At 46.9% G+C, this 25,770-nt stretch carries 19 protein-coding genes and 1 pseudogene; 4 read left to right on the top strand and 16 right to left on the bottom strand.

What is annotated here, in order from left to right; translation table 11 throughout:
* Positions 1-351: 351 nt before the first annotated feature.
* A complete protein-coding gene (locus DWY57_RS05540) occupies positions 352-1,710 on the bottom strand; it encodes a sigma-54 dependent transcriptional regulator (protein ID WP_119961439.1) in 1,359 nt (452 codons plus the stop codon).
* 101 nt (positions 1,711-1,811) lie between these two features.
* Here DWY57_RS05540 and DWY57_RS21520 point away from each other — a divergent pair, with 101 nt between their 5' ends.
* Together DWY57_RS21520 and DWY57_RS05535 are read left to right on the top strand one after the other, a co-directional pair.
* Positions 1,812-1,946, top strand: coding sequence for a hypothetical protein (locus DWY57_RS21520; protein ID WP_279387023.1), 135 nt, complete (start codon positions 1,812-1,814; stop codon positions 1,944-1,946).
* A gap of 68 nt (positions 1,947-2,014) precedes the next feature.
* The gene (locus DWY57_RS05535; RefSeq protein WP_119961455.1) at positions 2,015-3,349 is read left to right on the top strand and encodes an aspartate kinase; all 1,335 of its coding nucleotides are present in this window, start codon (positions 2,015-2,017) and stop codon (positions 3,347-3,349) included.
* Here the strand turns inward: DWY57_RS05535 and DWY57_RS05530 are convergent.
* The 11 genes from DWY57_RS05530 to DWY57_RS05480 form a co-directional block, all read right to left on the bottom strand.
* Positions 3,346-4,137, bottom strand: a complete 792-nt coding sequence (locus DWY57_RS05530) for an SGNH/GDSL hydrolase family protein (RefSeq protein WP_119961438.1) — start codon at positions 4,135-4,137, stop codon at positions 3,346-3,348. The two genes, DWY57_RS05535 and DWY57_RS05530, sit on opposite strands and share 4 nt — an antisense overlap.
* 18 nt (positions 4,138-4,155) lie before the next feature.
* Entirely contained in the window at positions 4,156-5,343 is a 1,188-nt protein-coding gene (locus DWY57_RS05525; RefSeq protein WP_117601306.1) for an AGE family epimerase/isomerase, read from the bottom strand.
* Between the two features lie 17 nt (positions 5,344-5,360).
* Positions 5,361-6,755: an MFS transporter gene (locus DWY57_RS05520; protein WP_117966670.1), complete on the bottom strand. Its 1,395-nt coding sequence runs from the start codon at positions 6,753-6,755 to the stop codon at positions 5,361-5,363.
* 17 nt (positions 6,756-6,772) lie between these two features.
* A complete protein-coding gene (locus DWY57_RS05515; RefSeq protein ID WP_117601308.1) occupies positions 6,773-7,945 on the bottom strand; it encodes a glycosidase in 1,173 nt (390 codons plus the stop codon).
* A 22-nt stretch (positions 7,946-7,967) separates the two neighbouring features.
* A complete protein-coding gene (locus tag DWY57_RS05510) occupies positions 7,968-9,083 on the bottom strand; it encodes a glycosyl hydrolase (RefSeq protein ID WP_119961454.1) in 1,116 nt (371 codons plus the stop codon).
* Positions 9,084-9,216: 133 nt separating this feature from the next.
* Positions 9,217-10,686, bottom strand: a complete 1,470-nt coding sequence (locus DWY57_RS05505; protein ID WP_171030401.1) for a PD40 domain-containing protein — start codon at positions 10,684-10,686, stop codon at positions 9,217-9,219.
* A 1-nt stretch (position 10,687) separates the two neighbouring features.
* Positions 10,688-12,454 carry a DUF6057 family protein gene (locus tag DWY57_RS05500; RefSeq protein ID WP_119961437.1) on the bottom strand — a complete coding sequence of 589 codons (1,767 nt, stop codon included), beginning with the start codon at positions 12,452-12,454 and terminating at the stop codon, positions 10,688-10,690.
* A 50-nt stretch (positions 12,455-12,504) separates the two neighbouring features.
* Entirely contained in the window at positions 12,505-13,965 is a 1,461-nt protein-coding gene (locus DWY57_RS05495; protein ID WP_165491359.1) for a PD40 domain-containing protein, read from the bottom strand.
* Positions 13,966-13,990: 25 nt separating this feature from the next.
* Complete coding sequence (locus tag DWY57_RS05490) at positions 13,991-15,442, bottom strand: DUF6057 family protein (RefSeq protein ID WP_119961436.1); 1,452 nt, start codon at positions 15,440-15,442, stop codon at positions 13,991-13,993.
* Positions 15,414-16,028 (bottom strand): DUF4369 domain-containing protein, encoded by a 615-nt coding sequence (locus tag DWY57_RS05485; RefSeq protein WP_119961435.1) that lies wholly within the window; start codon positions 16,026-16,028, stop codon positions 15,414-15,416. Before DWY57_RS05485 ends, DWY57_RS05490 begins: the two co-directional genes overlap by 29 nt.
* Positions 16,029-16,107: 79 nt before the next feature.
* A complete protein-coding gene (locus tag DWY57_RS05480; RefSeq protein WP_117601312.1) occupies positions 16,108-17,235 on the bottom strand; it encodes a Rid family hydrolase in 1,128 nt (375 codons plus the stop codon).
* A 133-nt stretch (positions 17,236-17,368) separates the two neighbouring features.
* Between DWY57_RS05480 and DWY57_RS05475 the strand changes: the two are divergent.
* Positions 17,369-17,464 (top strand): annotated as a pseudogene (locus DWY57_RS05475) (AAA family ATPase); the annotation flags it as partial.
* Between the two features lie 67 nt (positions 17,465-17,531).
* On the opposite strand, the gene DWY57_RS05470 reads toward DWY57_RS05475, so the two are convergent.
* The gene (locus DWY57_RS05470; protein WP_226791241.1) at positions 17,532-17,822 is read right to left on the bottom strand and encodes a DUF3874 domain-containing protein; all 291 of its coding nucleotides are present in this window, start codon (positions 17,820-17,822) and stop codon (positions 17,532-17,534) included.
* Between the two features lie 274 nt (positions 17,823-18,096).
* Between DWY57_RS05470 and DWY57_RS05465 the strand changes: the two genes are divergently transcribed.
* Positions 18,097-18,738: an HU family DNA-binding protein gene (locus DWY57_RS05465; RefSeq protein ID WP_117601313.1), complete on the top strand. Its 642-nt coding sequence runs from the start codon at positions 18,097-18,099 to the stop codon at positions 18,736-18,738.
* A 775-nt stretch (positions 18,739-19,513) separates the two neighbouring features.
* Here DWY57_RS05465 and DWY57_RS05450 read toward each other — a convergent pair.
* The 3 genes from DWY57_RS05450 to DWY57_RS05440 are packed head-to-tail and all read right to left on the bottom strand — an operon-like array spanning position 19,514 to position 25,407.
* Positions 19,514-20,350 (bottom strand): hypothetical protein, encoded by an 837-nt coding sequence (locus DWY57_RS05450; RefSeq protein ID WP_117601331.1) that lies wholly within the window; start codon positions 20,348-20,350, stop codon positions 19,514-19,516.
* 26 nt (positions 20,351-20,376) lie between these two features.
* On the bottom strand, positions 20,377-22,146 hold the full coding sequence (locus DWY57_RS05445; protein WP_119961453.1) for a RagB/SusD family nutrient uptake outer membrane protein: 1,770 nt from the start codon (positions 22,144-22,146) through the stop codon (positions 20,377-20,379).
* Positions 22,147-22,158: 12 nt separating this feature from the next.
* Positions 22,159-25,407, bottom strand: coding sequence for a TonB-dependent receptor (locus DWY57_RS05440; RefSeq protein WP_117966679.1), 3,249 nt, complete (start codon positions 25,405-25,407; stop codon positions 22,159-22,161).
* Positions 25,408-25,770: the final 363 nt, after the last annotated feature.

Raw genomic sequence — 25,770 nt, 5'->3', positions numbered from 1 at the left:
CACATTTCCAGAAAAGCCAAAAGGCGAACAAGCCGCTCAATAGGCAAAAAATAAATGATACTGTTATTCCCATGTTTTTACCTTTTAAAATGTTACTACATATTTTTGTCTGCCGGGAATATGCCAAATATGTGCCAAAAAGAGCGCGCATGACATACATCATTAATTATCAACAAAATACGAACTACATAAGTATAAAAAGAAACAGGTTGCACCTTTTCAAAATGAAAAGGTGCAACCTGTTTTGATATGTTTTAGTCCATAGGCACTTTCTGCTTCTAAGACTGTTTCAAAAATAATTTTGCCACAGTCCTATATCGAAGGTACCTCAGTCGTATACTGAGCCCCCTATTATAGAAGGCGTTCTGAGATCTTGTATTCCTCAATCTTCCGATACAACGTCGTCAAACCTATTTTCAATAACCGGGCTGCTTCTGTCTTATTCCCCTTTGTATACTCCAGTACACGGGCAATGTGCCGGTGTTCCATAGCTGAAAGTTCAAAACTGCCGGGACTTGAATCATTGGAGTGTTCATAATGGGCATTCTGAATATCAAACGGCAAATCAGCAATGTCCAGATGTCCGCTCTCGCAAACAATCATACTACGTTCTATCACATTACGTAATTCACGGATATTTCCCTTCCACGGTTGGGAGTCCAATGCTTCAAGAAATGCGGGAGCTATTTCAACCATCGGACGCGCCAGCTGTTCAGCAAAACTCTTTATAAAGGCCTTCGCCAACAGCCGGATATCACCTGCACGTTCGCGCAATGGCGGCAGATGTATCTGAAATACGCTTAATCTATAAAACAAATCCTCACGGAAACGTCCGACAACAATTTCCTGGGACAAGTTGCGGTTCGTAGCGGCAATGATGCGGACATTGACACGGGTAGGTTTCGTATCACCTATCTTAATATACTCACCGGTTTCAAGAATACGCAACAACTTGGCTTGCAGTTCAAACGCCATCTCACCGATTTCATCCAAAAAAATAGTCCCATTGTTCGCTTCCTCGAACAGTCCCTTCTTATCCTTCAATGCACCGGTAAACGAACCGGCTTTATGACCGAACATTTCACTTTCCAGCAACTCCTTGCTGAACGAAGAACAGTTAACCGCTACAAAATTCTGCCGTGCACGCTTACTACTGTAATGGATGGCTTGGGCAAATACCTCCTTACCCGTGCCCGTTTCCCCAGTCAATAGTACAGGAACATCAGTTCCCGACACCTTCTGAGCTAATGAAACGGCATCCTTCAGAACTTTGGATTCTCCCAGGATAGAATCAAAAGAGTACGTCTGCCCCACCTTCTTCTCCAGTTTTTCCAACCGTACATTCATACGCGCTTTCTCTACGGCACGGCTTATCAGAGGAATAATCTTGTTATTATCGTCTCCCTTGGTGATATAGTCGAAAGCACCGTTCTTGATGGCTTGTACTCCATCGGGGATATTGCCATGCGCTGTCAGCAGAATGACTTCCACATTGGGTGCCGCCTTCTTGATAGCCAACACCAAGTCCACCCCATTTCCATCGGGCAGAAATACATCGCACAAAGCAACATCAGGATTTTGGAGTTCCAGTTGTTTCAGGGCAGCCCTACAATCACCGGCCTGACAGACATCATACCCCTCCAACTCCATCATACGCGTCAGAAGAGTACGGATTTGTACTTCATCATCAATGATTAGAATCTTACTCATATCTATTCGATAAGTTTTTAAACTGATAACGGTAAAAACAGGGGTGTGCAAATATAAGGCTTTTCCCGAATATCGACGGCACATCTTTTGAACTTTTATAAATGAAAAGCCAAGAGCCTGCTACCAGCCAGAGCATGAATATCCCACCACGGCAATGCTACAACGGCATTATGCAGGCCAAGCTCAGGTGGCAAGCCCCGTCCTCCCCCCTTTCATTTTGGGAAGAGGCCACCTGAAATGAAAAGCCGGAAGGAAGAACCTCCGGATGAATGCAATTATGAAACTGTTAAAAAAGAAACAAGAAATGAAAGTTTGTAAATTCGGCGGAACTTCCGTCGGCACCGTAGAGAGAATGAAACATGTAGCAACACTCATTAAAGATGCAACACCCAAGATTGTGGTACTGTCTGCCACCGCAGGCACTACCAACCATCTGGAGGAGATTGCCGCCAACTTATTCAACCGTGAAATGGAACAAGCCCACGACCGCATCACCCGGCTGGAATTCCAGTTCATCGAATTTGCCAATGGGTTGCTGACCGACGAGAAACTGAAACGGGAAGCAATAGATTATATCCTCGACCGCTTCCAGCAACTATGGAAATTTACCAAGAACTCTTTCACCTCCGTCGAAGAGAAGGAGGTGCTGGCACAAGGCGAACTTATCAGTACCGCTCTGATGCATTTCTACCTGCGCGAGCTGAAAATTCCCAATGCACTGCTTTGTGCATTCGACTTCATGCGTACCGGCCCCGACAACGAACCCGACTTGGAATATATAGAACAAAAACTCCGAGAACAGCTTGCCTGCCATCCCGGCATCAATCTCTTCATCACTCAGGGTTTCATCTGCAAGAATGCCTATAACGAAACAGATAACCTGAAACGCGGCGGCAGTGATTACACTGCTTCCCTCATTGGCACCGCCCTCCAAGCAGACGAGATACAAATATGGACGGACATAGATGGCATGCACAACAATGATCCGCGCGAGGTGTCAGGTACCCGCCCCGTGAAACGCCTCAGCTTCAACGAAGCCGAACAACTGGCCTTCTATGGTGCCAAGATACTGCATCCTTTCTGTATCGCTCCGGCACGCCTAAGGAATATTCCCGTCCGGTTGCTTAACTCTATGGAACCATCGGCAGAAGGCACGCTGATTTCCAACCTGCAGGACGACAATATCATCAAGGCCATAGCCGCCAAGGACCACATCATATACATAAAGTTCGAATCGAACCATAATCTGTGTCCCTATCTGTTCATCAGCAAGATTTTCGACATTTTTGCCAAGTACCGTACCCCCCTCTGCCTGCTGGTATCTTCCAATCTGGACGTATCTGTGGCTATAGACGACTGCACTCGTTTATCGAACATCATCTCCGAACTACGCCAATATGCCCATGTATTGGTAGAAGACCGCATGACCATCGTCTCCGTGGTGGGCAACATGCAATGGGAATTTGCCGGGTTTGAGGCAAAGATTATGGAGGCGCTAAAGGACATCCCCCTACGGATGATTTCATATGGCAGCAGCAATAATGACGTGGCATTCGTCATTAAGAATACAGACAAAAAAAGGGCTTTACAAGCCCTAAATGATAAGTTATTCCAACCGGAATATGCAGAACGGAACTAAAAGAAATGGTTCCGTATCTCCTTCGCGATGTAACGGCCCATCAGCTCCTGCCCCGGTTTGTCGGGATGCAACCCGTCGCGCAGATAGCGCCCACTACCGGAAGGCTGCTCAAACTTTTCGGTGATACCACAGTTGGAGTAACAGTCTATCAGCTGCACGGAAAGCGCCCGGCACAACTCACGCAAGATGGCAATCTTCTGCAGATTCAGTGCATTGTGTTCGGGGTTGCCGGTCTGAATCGGCGTGCACACGAATACGCGGCATTGGGGATAATGCTCCAGAATGGTCTGAATGGACCAACGGACACCGCCCGCCATGGTGTTGACATCTACTTCATCGAGCGTCTTCCCTTTAAGGGCCTCTTCGGCACTACCCAAGTTACGGTCATTCGTTCCCATAGAGAACACAAAGACATCGGGCGCAGGGTAAGCGCCACTTTCCACTTCGGCTATGAACTTCTGGATATGCACCTTTGACACGTTGTTGTGCCGCATCTGCAACTCATGCTTATCCTCCGTAGCCTGCCAACCGCCGGAGATGCCGACAAAAGCTTCGCTGCCATAATCCTGAGTATCGGGATGGCATGCCCATGTGGCAGAACCGACCGCCACGTTGTGATGTGTAGCGAATCCGAGTTTATCCACTACAGTCTTAGACCATTGTTCGCCTGCGGTAATGCTGTTTCCGTCGCACCCGAAGTTCAGCTTGCTGAAGTCCGGATAAAGAGATTGCGCGTGCAGCGCAATCCCCATCCAGACAAGAATCCCCAAAACCATCAATCTATTCATCTTCTTATGATAGAAAACCTATGAAAAACGTTCAATAATTTCCATGCACATACGTCCGTTGTGATACGGACATTTCCAGAACCCCGCCTTGTCATCATCGGTGTTCACCGTGCCGTCGGCACGCACGCTCCAATGCCATTCTCCGTACTTGTAGTCTACCAGATGCTGCTTGATGAAACCCCAGCATCGGAGAGCCTTCTGCATGGCCACTTCGTCATCAAAGTGCTGGTAGAGGTTGGCATGTCCCACTACGTTCTCGGCCTGCACCCACCAGTGGCGGTCGGTATCGGTCTTTCCCTTATCCAGAAAAGTCTCGTATATCATGCTGCCGTCGGGCGTCAATCCTTCATCGGCAGCGGCAGCGATGTATTCTACAAGTGGTTCCACTTTCTCCAGGAGCTCCTTATCGCCCAGAACAAGGGCAGCCTCGTGTATCAACCAGGAAGCTTCGATATCGTGCCCGTAGGAGACAATTCGGTACTTGCTCACCCAATCATCATTGAAGAACAATTCCAGATGGCCGGTCTTGATATTCAGAATCCGTTCAGTAAAAAGACCTATCAAATTACGAAGCTGCTTCTCCAGACGAGCATCCTTCCATATCCGGAAAAGGTTGGTATAAGGTTCCAAAATATGCAGATGGGTATTCATCGTCTTGCGCTCGTTCTCATCCTTGGCGCTGAGGCGCATGTCGGCTATCTCTCCCCATTCGCGGGTCAAGGCTTCACAATAACCGTTCTTCACGGGGTCGAAACTATGCTCTTCAATCGTCTCAAACAAGCGGATGGCATATGCCAGTGCTTCATCATCGCCCGTGGCACGAGCATATTCACTCAGCCCGTAGATGGCGAAACCCAAAGCGTAAATCTGCTTCTTGGTATCGAGCGGATTGCCTTTATAGTCGAGAGACCAGTAAACTCCGCCAAATTCATTGTCGTAGAAACGGTCGATAAGAGTGCGTTTGGCACGCGTAGCCGTTTCCAAATACTCCGGCCTCCTCAGCAAGCGGTATGCAGCCGAAAAGGTCCACAAGATGCGGGCGTTCAGGATGGCCCCCTTTTCAGCTTCGGGCTTCACCTCCTCTCGACCCGTGATACGGCCGTAGAAGCCGCCGTTCACTTCATCCGTCATTCTGTTTATCCAGAAGGGGAGGATATTGGAGACCAACTCCTCCTCCATCTCCTGCTTCATCTTCTTGATATCCACTATTCTATGAGTTTAAGTTATAAGTTATTCTGCTGAAGGTTCTCACGACGCTTTTTCAAGTCTGCATTGATGGCTGCCATACGCGTCTTGTTCAACGGGTAGACGAATACGACAAGAATGGAAAGTGCAGCTATCGCAGCAGGAATAAAGCTCATCAGATACTTCAAGCCATCCAGCGCTTCGGGCGTCTGCACAGCATTCTCTGCAGTGTTGTAACCAAAGAATGCCAACAGCGCCATTACTGCCCAGCCAGCAAATGCACCGCCGAACTTCTGTGCCATAGAGCCAGAAGAGAATATCAGCCCTGTAGATGACGTACCGTCCTTCTGCTCGGCATAGTCGGCCACATCGGCATACATACTCCAAATAAGCGGGGATACGATACCGGTACAAATGGAGATAAGCACCTGGAAAATCATCATCAGCCACCATCCCAGCCCGTCATTCGGCACAAAGAAGAAGAGCACACTGAATACTACCAGGCACACGAGCGAAATGATATAGGTTGACTTCTTTCCAAACTTCACGGAAAGAGGCACAGCCAGCGCCACACCAATCATATTACACACTTCACCCACCATCAGGAACAGACCGGCATACAACACCAGATTGAATACCCCGAAATCGAGGAATGCATTGGCACTGATATAGTCCTTGAAGAAGTAGGCGGCAGTAGCTCCACGCACCGTATTGAAGAAATTCGACAGCAACGCCGCACCGTTCAATATCCACCAAGGCGAATTGCGCACCAGCGACTTCACATCCTTGCCGATAGATTCGGACGCCACACTCTTGACATGCTCGCGCGTCATGCTAAAGCAAAACAGAAAGCCTAAAAAGCAGAGCGTGGCAATACATACCATGGCATATTGCCAACTGGAAGCATTGCTATAGTCCATTGATTTAAACCAATTGCACAATGGCTCCCATGCTCCCAAAGCGATAAAACTACCTCCGTATGCAAAAAACATACGGTAAGAAGAGAAAACCGTTTTTGTATTCGAATCATCAGTCATTACTCCCAGCATAGCCCCGTATGGTACATTGATTGCCGTATATACCGTCATCATCAGGATGTAAGTGACATAAGCCCATACCAGCTTACCCGTTGTCCCCATGTCGGGCGTTGTAAAAAGTAAAATCCCAGCAATGGCAAAAGGAGCTGCAATCCATAATAAATAAGGACGGTATTTGCCCCAACGCGTATGAGTACGGTCTGCAATGACTCCCATCATCGGATCGGACACTGCATCCCAAATACGTGTCACCAGCATCAGCAATCCTGCATCAGCCAAGCTCAAGCCAAAAATATTCGAATAGAAGAACGGTAAGTAATAGGAGAATATTTTCCAGAACATAGAGGAAGACATATCCCCAAAACCATAACCGATTTTCTCTTTTAGTGTTGCCATAGTATGTTGTATTTTTATTATTTCATTATCTGCAGATTCTTGTCTATCAGTCTCTTCAACGTTTCTACCGAGGCTGATGAAGACAAGCCGTCAGCAGGCGTATTCATGCAATAGTCCACCAGCTTGTCAATGGTAGAAGTGGCTACATGCATCCGCGTGTCAGAAGAAGCGTAGTAAATAAATACAGTTCCGTCTTCATCGGCAATCCAGCCGTTGGTGAAAAGCACATTGCTTACGTCACCTATACGCTCCTCACCCTCGGGTACCATAAAGGCCCCACCGGGAGTGGCAATCAGTTTCGTCGGATCTTCCAAAGAAGTCATGTACATATAAAGCACATAACGCAATCCGGCGGCACAACCGCGGACACCATGAGCCAGATGCAACCAGCCTTTCGGAGTCTTGATGGGATGCGGACCTTCACCATTCTTCACCTCCTTGATGGTGTGATAGTAGCGCTGGTCGATAATCTTCTCTTCCTTCACCTCGGCATGGGTTATGTCATCCACCAGCGCCCAGCCGATACCACCACCGCTACCGGCATCAATAAAGCCATCCTGCGGACGGGTATAGAGGGCATACTTGCCATCTACAAACTCCGGGTGCAGCACCACGTTGCGCTGCTGACTCTTGGTCTTCAGGTCGGGCAGGCGTTCCCAATTCTTCAAATCCTTGGTGCGAGCAATGGCAGCTGTAGCCGTAGCCGAGGACAAGTCACCGGCGGGCGCATTGTCGTCGTGGCGTTCGGCGCAAAAGATACCGTAAATCCAGCCGTCCTCATGAGCCGTGAGACGCATGTCGTATACATTCGTTGCCGGAATCGTATCTTCAGGCATGGTGATGGGGTAATCCCAAAACCGGAAATTATCAATGCCGTTGGGACTCTCGGCTACGGCAAAGAACGACTTGCGGTCAGCGCCCTCTACACGTACCACCATCAGATACTTGCCATTCCACTTAATGGCCCCCGAATTCATGGCCGCATTCATACCGATGCGTTCCATCAGGTACGGGTTGGACTTCTCATCCAAATCATACCGCCAGAATACAGGTGTATGAGCAGCCGTCACTACCGGATATTTATAACGTGTGAATATGCCATTGCCGTCTTCCACGGCCACATTCTTTCTCGTAATCAGCTCTTCGTGTTTCTGAAAGAGCCTCTCTACCTTTTCTTTAAAAGCTTCCATGTCTGTTATATTGATTGTTTGTTTATTGATACAGATTTACATCGGCTGCAAACAGTGTCTTGGGATTGTTATAAAACTCCCCAAAATCCTCCGCAGATGTCTGTCCCGGATAGGGGGCATAGTAATGGGTCACCTTTTCACGGGCATTGCGCCACACCAGCACATAAGCAAGCGAATATTTCTTTAACGCAGGCAGCAGAGTACCTGTCCACCATTTGGCATCGGGGATTCCTTCGTAACCGGTTTCGGTCACAGCAATCACCTTATTGTGTGCTTTCCCTACACTGTCGATAATGGAAAGTGCCCTATTCATCCCGGCAAGATAGGTATCCCGGTCGAACTGATAGGTATCGAAGCCAATAACGTCTATCAACTCGTCGCCCGGATACTTCTTCAAATATTCCGTTGTGTCCTTGGGTTCCGTGCCCGGAGAGTAAGCATAGAGTGCATTATCCACTCCCCTGGCCTGCAGAGTGTCCACTGTCATGTGCCACAATGTCTTATACTCTTCAGGGGTACACAGTTTCTCGCCCCACCAGAACCAGCTGCCACTGTGTTCGTGCCAGGGACGGAAAAGTACGGGTATCTTCACGCCGTCCGCCGTCTTCAACGAATGAAGGAAATCGGCCACTCCTCCCAACCAGCCGGCAAACTTCTGATGATTCTCTCCACCGGGCAGGATGGACTTCACCACCGTCGTATCCGATACATCCCAGGCATCACCGCCCGTTTCAGGATTGCGCGCATGCCAACTGAGCGAAACCATGCCGCCCCGCTGATACTGATTGATTATCTCTTTCCTGATTTTATCGAAGGGCACCTTATCCAGATTGGCGGCATTCCCTAGTTCCAACTCTCCCAAATCAAAACTGATGACAGCCGGATAGTCGCCACACACGCTTTTCACATCCGAACGGCCTTCCTCACCTTCCCAGCCGATACCATATACCGTATCGTCATGATGGCCGAGCATGATACCTTTGGAAGGGATTTTCTTCAAGTTAGCCAGTAATCTCTCCGTTTCCTGCGTACGTGCAGCAGCCGTCTCTTCATTCACACTCTGTTCTTTCTTGGAAGAACCGCAGGCGGTCAACAGACTTACCGCCAGCATCATCGTAACAAATTTTACTTTTCTCATATCCATGTTTTTCAATTACGGTATTATTATTGGTACCACTAATTCCTAGTACAAAGATAGCGGATTGCACCAAGAGAAAATGATACAATTTTATCCCTTTACTATATTAAAAAAACAGAATATAAAAAACGTATCATCTTACTTTCACCGGAACGCGCTTCCGCGAGACAATTCCCCGTTCCACCTTCCGGCGTTCCAGCTTCACCGATTCGCTTGTAAAATCGGGAACATTGTACGAGTAAACCAGACGGTCGTAATACTCCCACGGATTTTCCTGAGGAAGCAGAAAAGGCTTGCCCACCACCCCATTCTCATCCATACTTGCCAGATACAGACGGGTATAAAGCCCATCTCCCCTGCGGCTACTGAACACAAACCATCGAGAGTTGCTGCTCCAATTATGGAAACTTTCCGTATCATCGCTGTTCACCTCCTTTATGGGACGCATACCGCCATCCTTCAAATCCAACAACCATAAATCGGCTTCTTTATGCCAAATTGAGAAATTCCCGTAATCCGACAAAGTAAACATGATATATTCGCCGTCGTACGAAGGTCTCGGGAAGGAGATACTTTTCTTCATAGCTGCCGCATTGACCAGCGTATCTATCGTTTCGCCAAATGTCCCGTCTTCCGGGTTAAAATCTATACTGCACAAGCTATAACGTATTTCCTTATATTCCGCCGGTATCGGCTTGGCCTCCGCAGCACAGAAATACAGTTTGCGTCCGTCCGGTGAAAACACGGGAAAAGTCTCGAAGACTTCCTTCTTCTGAAGCAAGGGGGAGAGCAGCAATTCATGTGTCTCGGGATGATAGACCAGTACATCCGATTCCAAGTCGAGCACTTCCACACGTTCATCCTTCACTGCATGGAAAGACTGGCGCGTATTGTTGACAGAATAGGCAATATATTTGCCGCTTGGATGCCAATAAGGGTATACAGCCGCAGAGAGAGTGGAATCCGTTTTCGTATCCAGCATTTCGCGCTTCCCGTCTATCTGCATCAAGGTCCCTCCGTTCTTTCCACGGACATGCAGGCTCAGATGGTCCGGATTTGTTTTGTTGAAAGCATGACAATTCAGGCACATGCCCGGCACCATGGTATTCTCCAGCAAGGAACGCTCCTCGAACGAAGAAAGGTCGCGCTCATAAATGCCCATCTTGCTATAAACTTCATATCCGGGAGCCAGCTTGCGGTATACCACCCCATAATCTATAGGATACGGACTGACATACATGGGAAAAGAGCGGTACTGTTTCCACTCGCCATCTTTCCGGATACATACCGTAAACTGAAGGCTATCACCCTTGTTCTCCTCCAAAAGCTCTAGCCATGCCTCTTGCGGAAATGATACTATTTTATCATTAACATGCATCTCTCCGGACTTTCCTCCGATCACGGTCACATCCACACGTTCGTACGCTCCGCCAATACAATTGAAATTCATGGGAGCAATGGTTGCAGGAATAGTCACACCGATATAGTCAGGATAGATATCCGGCCATTCATCCACCCTTTCCGGGGAAGTCACCGAATTGCTGCAAGCGGCAAACCACCATGCAGCCATTATGCAAACAGCTATATTCTTCATCTTTTTCATTTTACTTTCTTAATAGCAAATAATTCCAGTATGTACTGCCGAAACGCGCCTCCAACATCTGCCGGGCATTCTGCTGCGAGGTATATATCCGCGCAAATTCCGTTACATCCCGCACCACTTGGGGCGAAATGCTCCACGGCATACCCTGGAAGTTCTTGTGCGTCTGTGTCCATACATATATCAACGCCTCTTGATAGCTGCGGGGAATATGGTCGTAGCCGGCATGCTTACCCAGCGGATAGTACTTCATGAAACGTTCCAAATCACGTTGCTGCAGGACATAGGCCAGCATATACTCAAATGCCATCCGGTTCCGGTGGTTGTGCTGGTAAAGCAGCCCCAGCATGATGTCCGTTTCCTGGCTGCTGAACAAGAAGTCTTCCGTATAGCGTATCTGCCTCAACCAACCCCACTCCTTGTGGGCATTGATTTTTTCCTCATTATACAGATAGGTCATGGCATCCTCCGCCCAATCCTTATAGAAGATTGTCTTCCTCAACAAACGCAGGTACTTGGCTGCCACTTCGTATTGCCCGTTTATCAGGTTCGTCTCTGCCAGACGCTTGAAGCAACGGCCACTCTTGTTGAAGTTAGGTATGGCCTCCATCGCCTCAAAAGTGAAACGTTGTGCCGTATTGACCATCCCCAAATGATAATACGCCTCACTGGTGGGCAACGGCGAAGTAAAGTCACGCTGAAACTCCGGTAGCAGCCCTTCCGTCCCGTTCTGGTAAAACTCGAACATGCGGTCGCCCATCTGTCCCATCTTTCCCAAAGCAAGATTCAGGCAGGTCACGCCGAAAGGTGAAACCGGCGACTTCTCTTCTGCCTTTTCTATAATCTCCTGCCATTGTTTATTACGTACCAGCTGGTCATACTCCATCGCTTCCTCTTTATCCATATCGCAACCGGCTGCCACGTAGTAATAACCGAACAATGTTACCGCCACCACTTGCAGAACTCCATAAAATACCGGTTTCTTCTTCAAAGCGGGCAAAGCGGCCAGCAGGAAAGGGAGGACAACCAGCAATACGGCAAGCCCTATCTCTATCCAGGGAATCACTGCCGGGAAACGGTAATATCCTATACCGCCCATCAGACGGTAAATAGGGAATTGTACCCACATGCTTGCCAATAGCGGACAGCCGATACCCCACAATCCTACCCCCCAGAACACTCCGACACCACCCCAGAAATTCTTACCTTTAAGATTCAACAAGAACTCGCGTACAATCACCCAGCCCATAAAGATAAAGTGTGCCGCACCCGCTGTCCAGTAAAGTAGCGGAAGGACTATCAGAATGTACGCCACACGCAGCCACTTCCCCTTTAAATCCGCATACCAGCAGGATGCAGACAATGCTAACAGCAGAGCCACCACCAATGACAGCATCGCATTTTCATCACCCATGAAGTGCCACAAGACAATGATAGGCAGAAAACTCAGCGGATAATACACATCAGCCGCACCCTGCTCCTTCGCCAGTTTCCAAACCAACCGTTGCAACAACACGTACAAAAAAGCCAGAATACAAGCTCCCGCCCACACGTGATAATAGAACTGCGTCAGATACTCAGCGATATAATCGGCCAACCCACCGGGAACCGCTATCCGTTTCCACCAGTAGTCGGCATCGAACAAGAAAAGCTGGAACTGCTCCTGATAGGAAATATGGGCCGGATATACGTTTCCCCAAAAGAGAAGCACCGCTACGCCGAAAAGTATCGACAGCCCTATCTTCCAAGTCTTTTTCAGAAATAAGAACATTTACTATTTACAATTTATTATTTACAATCTGTTACTCTCTGTATGTCTTGTCATTTGAATTCCTCAGCCTTCAGTTGCCGGTTTATCCGCTTGATGGAAGAAGCATCAAAAGGAACGGGAGTGGCCGACAAATCGGGGATATTGTAGGATTTCAATGTCAAATCGTCTTTTTCAGGGTCGGACTGGGGTAGCACAAAAGGCTTATGCGCCTTTCCTTCGGCATCCAGATAGGCAAAATAAACCCGCCCGTACTGCCCGTCACCCCGCTTGCTGGCAAAGGCAAACCAACGGCTACCTGACGACCAACTGTGATAAGTGTCCGAACGGTTGGAGTTGACCATTGGCAGGGAATCGATGGCACCCGTCTGCAAATCCATCAGCTGCAATTCCGTCTCCCGGTGCCAAATGGGGAATGTTCCATAATCAGCAACGGTATAGAGCAGGTAGCGGCCGTCCGGTGAAGCTTTCGGATGACACACGGAGCCTTTCTCCAGCCGGGCATTCCAAAGGGTATCCACGCGGTCGCCCCAGGTGCCGTGATTGGCATCGAACGCAATGCGGCAAAGCGAATAGCGTAATTGCTGTACGCTGTCCGGCAATGGAACAGCTGGAGCCGAGCAGTAATATATCCATTTCCCGTCGGCAGAGAAAGTGGGAAAAGTTTCTAATACGGTGGAATCCGCCGTAAGCGGAGACACAATCATCCGGTTTCCGTCAAAATCGGCGACAGCCAAATCGGAGACGGTATCGTAAACTTCCAGACGGCGGTTACTTTCCGTATGGAACATGGGAATAATCACATTAGACGAGAACACACCATACCGCCCGTCAGGATGGAAATCCCCGTAGACAGCCGCAGAAATCATCTGTCCATTCTTCAAGGCAAGCTTACGGAGCTTGCCGTCACGGTTCAGGATAGTCCCCCCTCCCTCGCCCCGAAGATGGAACATCGAAAGGTTGCCACTATTTCCTCCGTGCACATGACAGTTCATGCATTTGCCGTCTGTCTGACTGTTATCCGCCAAAATACGCTCTTCAAAATTCTCAATGCACCGTTCACGTATCTGCAAGGCATTCCATACTTCATAACCGGGTTCTATCAGACGGTAACTGACATAGGCGTCAAGCTTGTCCGCCACCACCTGCCATGCAAAAGAAGGATAGCGTAGCCAGCGACCGCTGGTACGGGCAGTAACAGTCACTTCCAAAGTATGCCCCTTCTCCGCTTCCAACAATGCACGCCAGGCTTTCAAGGGAAACACCGCCTTGTTCCCACGCGCGTTTATCTGCAAGCTGTCCGATGCTCCCTTTACACTCACGCACACCGCATCCACCCCTTCATTCCGCACAAGGAAATTCAAAGGAGCCACATTGCAGGGAATGGTTACATCCTGATATTCAGGATAGAGCTCCAATAACCGGTCTGCAGGCTGTACAGACTCCGGACAGGGACTACAAGCATATAGGCAGCAGCACAGCAACAGCTCCACAACAACCTGTATATATTTCATATCTCTATTCATCGCTCATCATAAATCACTTCTCCTTTTTCATCGTAGCATAGTGGAAATAAAACCAATATGTTTTTCCGTATTTGGCTTGCAAAGAGGCACCATTACCACCATTCGCCTCGTACAGTCGGGTATAATCGCCAAACTCATCCAATACCTGAGGCGGAATATTCCACTTCCTCACTTCATCCAGTGGAGACTTGTTGCCCGCAAGATAGACAAGCAGTCCCTCGGCATATAGTCTGGAAGGTATCCGATGGGCAGCAAACTCTTGATAATCCCGGGCGAAAGCACCAATATCCTTATTCAGCAAATCAAAGCAGAGAAGGTAATCGCATGCCAACACATTATCAGGATTGTTACGCAACAAATGACGAAGTGAAAGCGGAATGTTGGCAGAAGAACGTAAAGTATCCGTTGCAGGCAACAACAACCGCTTCCGTTCCAGCCATTGGCAGACTTCGGCCGTCTGTTTTCCGGGAATACGCCGTTCTGCCCAATCACGGTAACACATTGTCTTTTGCAGGAGACGAAGATATTTCATGGCCGCCGCCTCATCACCGTTCACCAGGTTGATTTCCGCCAAACGCTTGACAGCTCTTGCCCCAGTGTGGTGCGGAGAAAAAATCATTCCCAAAATGGCGGCATGTTCAGCCATCGTCATATCTCCCAACGCAAACCAGACTTCATTGGCTGCATAAATAGTAAGGTAGGTAGAATGGGGAGCCACAGGCAGAAACAGCCCTTGCGAAGCCGGTTGATAACCATCCATCAGCTGGTCGGGAAGCCGGTTCTGCTGTGCATTCAGCAAATTATAATAATAGGCAGTGAACGGAGAACGGTATTCACCCTCTGCCAACAGTTTCCGTACTTTTTCCGAACGGCCGAAATACATTTCCGAATCCAACGCCAAAAGATATTCCCGCCCTAAATCGGGCATATTGTACCATCGTGACGACCAATCGCCACAGCCAAACAGCCAATAGCCGGACAATACCGCCAATATGCTTACCGGTAAGCCCGACTTCCACGAACGTCGCATGCAGCTACGGCACAACAACAAAACACCTCCGATACCGGTTAAAGCGATTGTGCCGGAAAGCGGATAACTCAATCCGCATTGCCTTCCTGCCTCCCAAGCCACCGCCAACACCGTAGGAACCCACGCCCAACGTCTCATGTACGGAACCAACAAACGAAACACCACCACTCCCCAAAGCAACAGCACGACAGCCATTATGGCCGGACCACCTCCTTCGTAATAAAAGAATTGAGTGAGGAAATCTCCTGACAGACGTGCCAGAGCCGCCGAATGCCGCAGATAACCGACTAATGGTTCGACAGCAAGCAAAAAGAGCTGTGTCTGCTCCCGATGGAACAGATGATAGGGCAATATCCGGAAGAAAAAAAGAAACAACGCCAAAGCACCGATTCCTGCCGCTCCCCATTCAATGTATTTCCTTCTGCAAGCTTTCATCCAACAGTTTTTGTTGTTCTTCCGTCAAGGAGCCACGCACCATCTTCCGCATGAATGTCCCCAACGTATTGTTTCCCTGCTCTTTCAAAAACAGAAAGTTCGTTTCCTGCTCCTGCATCCTCAGACTGTCACGTATCTGTATCAGATGCAGTGAGTCTTTTCCGGTGGCATTCCGTAGTCCCGTCCGGATAAAATGGTAAGCCTCTTGCTTCTTTTCCCTCCCCTCTTTCCATTTCTGAAGGGCATCATTTTGCGGAGTGCCCGTTACCGAGCCGACAGAGTCGGCCTTCACATGTATGGTACCCGGCTCCGTCACCACCAGCAGTTCCTGGATGTAGATACGCAGCAGATGGCGCAGACGCAACACCCTCATCTCCTCCCCTTGTCCGGAAAAAGAAAAAGAGGCATTGGTTATCTTTACAGAATCCACCCGCCCCGGTGCATTCTCCATCGGCACGAGGTATATCCATTCCCCGTCGTATTTCACCGACGGCAACGTTCCTTCAATCACATAATTCTGTCCGGAATTTCCACAACTTGCCCAAAGAAGGCAACTGATACAGAAAAGCAAGATACGTGTTTTCATCCTTATACATTAGAATTTCAACAAAGGTAGGCGTTTACCAACTGTCAGCCTAATATTCAATTAACCAAAGATAATATTTTTAATCAGAGATTTTCTTCATCGCCATACACTCCATTTCCACCAGCCACCCCGGGCGACAGACAGGAGCCAGCGTAATCACTCTCGGCGTATCGGGAAAGCGTTCGTCAAACATCTCCTTTACTACGGTATAATCCGCCATATCACGCAGATAGACAATGATATGCCCCACATCTCCAAAGCCACAATCGGCCTCCTTCAATAAAGCCTCCACATTCTCCCACATCCGTTCTGTCTGACGGCGTACATCTCCGGCATACATCACTTCCCCACGGTTGTTGATACTCGCTGTACCGGAAATGAGTACTTGCCGGCGGTCGTCGTAATCCACCGCCGTTCCCCGTTCGAAACTGACTCCATACTCATAAGTGGGGTTCAGATGTGTGCGGGCATAGAGATATTTGATTTGTCCGGGCTTTAATCCCGCTACGGCAAAAGCGTCAAGCATCACCAATACTTTCGGGTCGGCATGACGCCCACCGATACCGGTACTGGCAATATAGTGCGTGTTCTCCGTCAGGTTCTGGGTGACAAACATCTCATTGCGCGCCTTGACCACACCGGCATAATTGCAATCCACATTCTGCACAAATATCCAGGTACGCAGGCAATTGTCGGCCAAGGTACACCCTTCTTCCATCAGTTGCATAGCATAGTCGTTGAGCAAAAGACGCATCTGGTATTCCGAATTGGCGGCACGGTTGAAGCTGCCTCCCATCCAGAGCTGGCGATAAGCACCGTGTTTCACTTCATACAGTCCGTTTGGCAGCACTCGTGTCTGCACATCGGTCTGCAGATATGCCCACAAAGCAATCTTGGTACCATCCAGTGGCGATTGTTCCACCACGGACAGCGCGCAATCGGAGCTTTCCGCCGTAGCGGCAAGCAACAGTTCCGCCTGGTTGGCGGCATCACTCAAGAAATATCTTTTAAAAACCGCCACGGCTCCGGGCAATTCTTTTTTCAGTAAAGCGGCATACGCATCCAGCACGGCATTCATCTGCTCACGGTAGGTCTGTTTCGGGTCGGTGGCATGTATCATCACATGGTATTCCGTCACTCCGCCGGTTACAACAAATGCAGCCACTTCCGCCCTGCCTGAAGGATAAGAGTATGATGTGTATTTCATATCATTAACGAGAGATTGTTTCAATCGCAAAGATAAGTTTTTTATCCGACAAGGAGTAGTGAAAATCGCAACTTTCGCTTGTTTTGTTCTTATAAAAAAGTTACTTTTATAGAAAAGTATAAAATATACAGTTATTAGGAGCGAAAATATTTATCACATCGGCATCCAGGACTTTGAGAAGCTGCGCAAAGGCGGTTATTTCTATGTGGACAAGACCGCCTTAGTATATAAGTATTCACATTATTTCCCTATCATTCAGCCCTTTCCGGTGAAACTTCTTTTTCCTTCTCACCACCTCATATACATTGCCGTAGACGTTTCAGTCCCGCCTGCAGCTGCACTGAACCGAACTGCATGGGATTGCTGCCACGCATCAGGGCGGGATGCGCCTTTTGCAGCTCGTCGAAGATATCGGCAGCAGTCAGGTCAAGACTCTTCTTTGCCGAAACGGAGCACGGAACAAGTTGCAGACCGCTTCCTCGGCAAGACTGACACGATAAAAAGCCTCGTTGTGCGCTTACAGCTTTCGCGCTCCGGCGGCGCTTTTCTTCCCGTTCCTCCCGGTTTCGGTATTTCTTTTTGTGCATGTTTCAGCCTTTCGGAAAAGGCTATCAGTTGTCCCGCTTTCTTCAAAAATCATTCCTGCCGACAAACATACTTATTTATGCTGCAGAGCCCTTTATTTTCAGTACTTTTACACGATTCTTTATAAGTGAACGACCCGAGTTATCCAATCGGCTGACCCAGGTCGTTCAATCGAACAGCCAGAGTTGTTCGTTCGGCCGACCGGGGTCGTTCACTTATAGAAAGACACTTCCGAGGGAAGAAGCAAATACGTTGAACGCACTAAAACCTATTGATATGGCAATACTATATGACTGGTACGAGAATCCGGGCACCAATGAGGAAGACCCGGAAGAAAGAGGCCTCCATCCTCGCCCGTTGCTCAACGGGAAAATAACCATGCGGCAGCTCTACAACCGCGTACATGCCCGCAGCTCGCTCACGGTGGGCGACGTAATGAACGCGATAGACTGTCTGACGCAAATCTGCGGCGAAGAACTGCGCGACGGGCACGAGGTGCACATCGAAGGGCTGGGCTACTTCGCCCCCACCCTGGAAGCCACACAGAAAGTGACCCGCAGCACCCCGAACAAGCACCTGAAACTCCGGCTGAAGAGCATCAGCTTCCGTCCCGACGTCAGGCTGAAACAAGCGATGACGGGAGTCAGTGCCATCCGCAGCAAATACACCCGCCACTCCCTGAAGCTTTCGGAAGTGGAGATAGACATGAAGCTGAAAGAATACTTTGCCGACCACGACGTGCTGATTCGCAGTGACTTCCAAGCGCTGTGCGGCATGGCACGCACCACCGCAAACGTCCACCTGAAACGGTTGCAGCAAGAAGGCAAGCTGAAGAATGTAGGGAAACCCACGCAACCCATCTATCGGGCCATGCCGGGATACTACGGTGTGTCGCGCGATGCAAAAACGGGGCGATGAGGGTGGAAAGCAGTTTCACCGAAAAAGCCGATGAACAGGAGGATAGGAGAAGGAGGTGAAGGGATAAAAAGGAACATTCTGCGCCCGGAAATCAAGGGTAATGCAAAAAGAAATGTGAATTGTATGCAGAAAGGCAATAGAGAAAGAATGCGAAAAGGCGAATCTCACGACCCGCCTTTTCCTGATTTAACCATTAAACAATTGTACTATTCGGTTAATGCATTTACAATTATCCGATGTTACGGACGACTAATGAGGTCGGAGGTAACGACAACTGCTTTGAATTTAATAGCTTATTTATAAGATCTAATTATTTTAAAGTGCTCCTTTAGAAAACACAGTGGAGAAGAATGACGTAGGAACTGTGAAAGCCCTACCTGCAGAAAGCGGTTGTCTAACATTTCCATACTCCCAATAAATATAATTTCCATTGGTAGCACTCAAAGATTTTATAGTATATGTGCCTGGATTAATGTAAAAGTAGTACCAAGTGTTTGAACTATGCTTTGAGTATAAGGAAGATCTCCTATATAAACCAAATTGAGATATCCTCTTGACGCTCTGAAAGTACTTCCTACGACAAACGTTCCCCAATTAGACTATGTCGTATAATCTCTAATGCAATCACACGATAAATTCCACGAGCCAAGAAATAACAATATGGAGAATCCTAGTTCACACGCTGTCAAAACATATTGTTTACCACTTTGTTTTTTATGTGATTATTACTTGAGGAATACGGGCGGATATTACCCGCCCGCACATCCAATATTGACTATTTTCTCTTGAAATTCCAGAACCATGCGGTACCACCTCCAGAAGTCACCCCTGGCTCAGGTGCGCAAAGCCGAAGTTCATCCTCTGTGATTTTCAAGATGTGATATACATACTGACGTGCATTTCCTTGATTAGGTTGTACGCCCAACAAAGGAATAGTACCAGAAAATTCAATTGTACCTACATCCCATCCAGATTGTACCATATCTTCTGAAACTTTTACAGAGCCACTTTCACCACGGCTTGTCTGGACACCTGACAGACTAAGCGAGAACCAACCATTCAATCCGTCATCAGGTAGTCCCGCACCTATAGCCTGCCCATCAATTTCTCCACTACGGACAACCCACCAACCGGGACCTGTGTTTGACAGAAATCCACCATTACCCCAGCAGCCGTCTTCGGCTTCTGTATTCCAAGTCCAAGTTGTTGTGCCATAACCACCATCCGGAGTTGTACCAAAGATATCAGCATAAATAGCAGGAAGATCCGTGTACTCCGTTACTGCTATTGATTTGGAAGCCGATTTTGTAATGGAGCCGTCCGAATTAATGGCTGTTATATACACTTGCAATTCTTTATTAGGAGGAGCTACTTGAACCGACGGAGCCGTACCTTCTGCCAACTTGGTATCAGACGTAGCATCATAAACCTTCACATAACGTGACGGAGTAGGAACAATCCGAATGTTGTTGTTTCCCTGATTCTTGGCTACAAGTTCAAAAGTAAGATTTTCCGGTGTGACATTAGGATCCGGACTGATTTCATCCACTATCGGATCACAAGCCACCAGCAGCATTGCAAACAAAGGCATTGCGAATAATATCTTTTTCATATCTTTTTTCATTTTAAATTCATATTCTATTCTTGCCAACCATTATACTCAGCACTTGCATCCGTATAACCCGCATTTTGTTCTACCTTTCCTTCATTCAAGAGGACTTGGTTTTCGGGAATCTTCTGGAAACCTGCCGTAGCCTTATAACGTGCGGCATAACCACCGTTCTGCGCCACATTACGGCTTTCAACCCCATTTGTATAAACTTTTGCTCCCATCTGTCTTTCAAGGGCATCGGCAGCAATATGCCAACGGCGAATATCGTTCCAGCGAGTACCTTCAAAACAGAGTTCCCAACGGCGTTCATTCTGCAATGCAGCCAACGAATATGTATCAATAGGTTCAAGTCCGGCACGACTACGCACTCTGTTTATACCGCTAACATCTTCCTTCAATTCAGACTGCATCAACAATACATCCGCAAAACGAATCAAAACCAAATCATGAATAGAACCGGTTTGCATCAGATTATCATTAATCCAGCCGTCGGCACCATACATTATCTTCTCAAATACCGGTTCAATCGTTTTATTTCCAGCCTCACCCGTATTATAAGCCATAATAGAACCTATTTTCATCTGATAATAATCTGTTTCTTGGATAAAGCCGTCACCACCACCTTTATTATAACTCGGCATATCCTCCGTCTTGAATACGGAGGCCGGACGACGGGCATCATTGTGTTCTGCCGCACTCCAATCATTATAAAGATTGGGAGCTACAGGACCGGCCCCCCATCCTTGTCCAAAGGGGAAAGAATTGGCCTGATCATTGCCACGTACACCAAAATGCAGAGCATAACCGTTACCATAACCGATAGTAGTGCTCCAAGATGCAAGTTTATTATATTTAATGGCAAACATGGATTCGGGATTTACCGCTGCATCATCTTCTACCCATTTCAGCCCCTGACCGGCAGTAAACGGAAAATCTTCTACCGTACATCTATTGGTATATGCCCACAAATTACGAAACTCAGGAACAAGACTATAACCGGAATTATTCACACAATCATCAATATATCCAATCACATCCTGCTTGGTCAAAGTTGTCCCATCAGGCAAATCAACTGAAGTCAACGGACTATAGTTCGTACTAACCAAATCGTTCAGAGTTTCACCATTGCCATACATGCCGGTATAATACAACCAAGCACGTCCTAACATAGCTTCAGCCGTATATTTATCAACATGCCCATCCGATTTACGAACAGCCGGCATATTTGCAGCCGCATCGCGAAGATCCTGCAGAATCTGCCCCCAGATAACAGCGGCAGTCGGAGGAGTAGTATCTTCGGGCAACAAAGCAGTAATCACCAAAGGTACACGGCCATACATAGAAGCCAACTCGTAGTAATAAAAAGCACGAAGAAACTTGGCTTCGCCCTCAGCCTGCGCTCTTACTTCCGGATCCATTTCAATACCGGCAAGAGCCTCCAACAACGTATTGGCACGGTTGATTCCTTGATAGCGAGCCACCCAGTAATCCTGCGTAGCATTTGTACCCGTATTACAAAGAAGGTCTAAAGATTGCATCAACTTGTCATTGGGACCACCACCACCCAACATATCATCGCAAGCCAGCAGGGAATTATACAAGAAAGACTGCTGCGGAAAAGCATTGACATTATTCAGGTTCTGATATATGGCAGCTAAAGCCTGATTGGCATCTTCAGCCGTTTTAGGAAAATTGGTCGTATCTTTTTCCGTCAGACTCATCGAGTCCAGACTACAAGAAGTAAACGTTCCTGCCATCATCAAAGCTGCCCCTATTAAATATGCTATTTTTTTCATCATGTATCAATTTTAGAATTTAACATTAACACCTACCATATAAGTACGAGGTTGAGGATAGTTACCTACATCAACACCGGTTACCCACGGTTCTTTGTCATTGAGAGCTCTACCATTCTCCGGATCCATCCCTTTATAACCGGTAAAAGTAAATAGATTCTGTGCAGCAGCATACACACGAAGTTGCTGGAACGGACAGTTCTTCCAAATTCTCTTGAAATCGTATCCTATTGTCAGATTTTGAATGCGAACATAGTCGGCATCATCAATATAAATATCTGAAATGGCCTGGAAATTCTGTCCACTATTTCCCGGCGCAAGCAGCGGATATCTGTTTGAGGTTCCTTCTCCGTGCCAGTAATCGTAAACTTCTGTCGTATAGTTTTCATACTGTCCGTCTGAGAACTTTCTCCAAGAACGAGCCACTTGTGCACCAAAAGCGCCATAGGTTGTTACAGAGAAATCAAATCCTTTATATTCCGCACTTAACGTAAGCCCCATTGTCACGTCAGGATGAGGATTACCCAAATCAGTCTTATCATCATCATTAATCACCCCATTTCCATCAACATCCACAAACTTCAAATCGCCCGGTTTAATACTTGCACCTTGCTTAGAGTTTGCCGCATTGCCTTTACAATTCTGGTCAAGATATGCCTGCAAGTCATTCTGGTTCTGAATGACACCGTCCGTCTTATAACCATAAAAATAGCCAATAGGATGTCCTTCTTCCATACGGACAAACCGACCCGTACTCTGAGCCAACAAATCATTACCGCCTTCAATAAAATGATTGGCGTTATTAACCTCCGTCACTTCATTCTTATTATAGGCCATATTGACATTCACTCCATACTTGAACTCCTTACCAATCTGATCTCTCCAGCCCATTGAAAGTTCAAGACCAGTATTCTTTACCGTACCGGCATTTTGATATTGAGAAGAGAAACCGGAAGCCGCATTGGTACCCACTTCCACTAACAAATCTTTCGTCTGCTTGTTATACCAGTCCATGGTAAAACTCAGACGGTTATCCAAGAAACGGGCATCAATACCGATATTGGTCTGTTCTGAAGTTTCCCATGTCAAATCGGGGTTAGCCAGACGATTCGGGTAAGCTCCGGTTGTACCTCCATTCTTATCTGAGCCAAATGTATAAAGGCCATAATCGCCAAACTCGTAACCGGCACGCCAATTTGAATTAGGGATATTGTCATTACCATTCTGTCCCCAACCAGCACGGATTTTCAAGAAACCAAGCCAAGAAGCAGTATTCTTCATAAAAGCCTCGTTTGAAATAACCCAACCAGCAGAGAATGATGGGAAATATCCCCATTGATTGCCTTTCGCAAACTTAGACGAACCATCGGCACGAATGATAGCAGAAAACATATAAGTTTCCTTAAAGTCATAATTCAGACGTCCAAAATAAGACATCTTAGAACCATAATCCGAGGGATAACCATCTACTGTAGCAGTAGCTTTACGTTCTGTATTATGTAAATAAGCATGCGTAAAGTCGCCAAAAGCACTATTATAACCGGTTGCCTCTACTGACTCGCCATAAGTTGGTCTTGATTTAGAATACTCTGTACCAACCAAAACATCAAAATGATGTAAGTCTGTAATATCAAACCGATAACTCAACGTATTAGTCAAACTCCAGTTCCAACCCAAAGACACGTTATTTATCGTTTGGTCTTTATCACGGCTATCCCCCTGATTATTAATGCGGTAAACAGGAAGATATGAGCGCCATGAACTTGACCATTGTTTGTAACTAACCTGACCTTTATAAATAAGATTCTTAAGTGGTTGTACTTCCAGATATGCCGCTGTGTTCAGATTAAAATTCTTATTCTTATTATTCCCAGCCTGATTATATACCATGTGAGCCATCGGATTAGAAGCATATGCAGTATAATCAAGTATACCATTAGCACTCGTTCCAAAATTCTTCAAATCATCATACATGAAGAAATCACCATTCTCATTATATACAGGAATCAGAGGAATAGCACGCAAAGCATTAGAAAGGTCATTCGAATATTGATTACCTAACTGCACACCTTGATTCTGTTTGTGCTGATAATATATATTCTCACCAAACTTTATCACATCCATATCTCCCTTACGGTATATCACATGCTCAGAATTAATGCGGAAAGTAAAACGACGATAGTCAGTCTTCACTGGACCACCGAATGCACCATCCTGATACTGATAGCCTATACCTGTCGAAAACTTGGAGAATTCAGAACCACCTGTTACATTCAACGCATGATTAGTAACCACAGCATTTTTATTCCGGAATTCTTTTACCCAATCTGTACCTGGATTGGTACCATTCTGATAAGCAGTCAGCAAATCAGCATCTACGAATTTTGACCAATCATACGGTTGGCCTCCATTATTATAGGCTACTTGATCCATTACCGCCATATATTCTTTGGCATTCAGCATATCAGGCATCTTATATACATTTGCCCAGCCTATGTTTCCATCATAAGATACAGAAACCTTTCCGACCTTACCCTGCTTCGTAGTAACAAGGATAACACCGTTGGCACCGCTCGAACCGTAAATTGCACAAGATGCAGCATCTTTCAACACATCAATACGTTCAATATCGGCAGGATTCAAGGCGTTAATATCGCCACCGGCTACACCATCAATGACGTAAACTGGAGCTGTATTTCCGTTAGTACCAGCACCACGAATATTAATTTTAAATCCATCGCCTGGCTGACCGGAAACGGCCTGAATATTTACACCCGGAGACTGGCTTTGCAAAGCGCCCAATGCCTGCGTGGTATTTAATTTTGCGATGTCTTCACCTTTTACCTCAACCGTAGCACCTGTCACCAGTTTCTTCTTCTGAATACCATAACCTACTACGACTACTTCATCCAGCAATTCCGTATCTTCTTTCAGCTGAATTTTGAAATTAGTCTGGTTGCCTACTACGATTTCTTGCGGCTGATAACCGATAAAAGACACAACAATCGTTGCTCCCGGCTGAACATTCAATGTGAAATTACCGTCAATATCAGTAATAACACCATTTGTGGTGCCTTTTTCCAATACATTAGCACCGATAACCGGTCCCATTGCATCTGTTACAGTACCTGTGATTTTTTTTGCTTGCTGCACAGCATCTATTGCATCGACCGATGCGGCGAAAAGTTGCGGAGTATAAGTCAGGCTGACAGCCGAACAGATACCTACGAGCAGCGCGGTTCTTCTGAAATTTAAATTCATACTTATATTTTTCTTAGATTAATGAATTGGTATTGCCTGGCGGCATCTACCGTTTAATATAAGGTTAAACTTCTCTTTTTGAGGAAAAATTAAATATACCTTATTTATAAAGCGGTTGGTATACATATTACTCCTTTCCCATAAGCATTTTTCATTTCATTAACGGTTAAACATTATATGATTATTATCAAATTTCAATCAGGCTTGACAAAAGTAGACTTTTGACAACAAACTTTATAATACTATCTTATCAAATAACGACACTCATTTAACATCCATTACTATTTCCCCTAAAAGTATAAAGCATGAATTCCACAACAGACAACTAAAAGCTATAAAAAACAGAAAGGGTTGCCCCGATAC

Source organism: Bacteroides sp. AF25-5LB, assembly GCF_003602965.1.
GTDB lineage: Bacteria > Bacteroidota > Bacteroidia > Bacteroidales > Bacteroidaceae > Bacteroides > Bacteroides uniformis.
The sequence above is the reverse complement of the archived record's forward strand: the minus strand, read 5'-3'. Positions and strand labels throughout refer to the sequence as shown.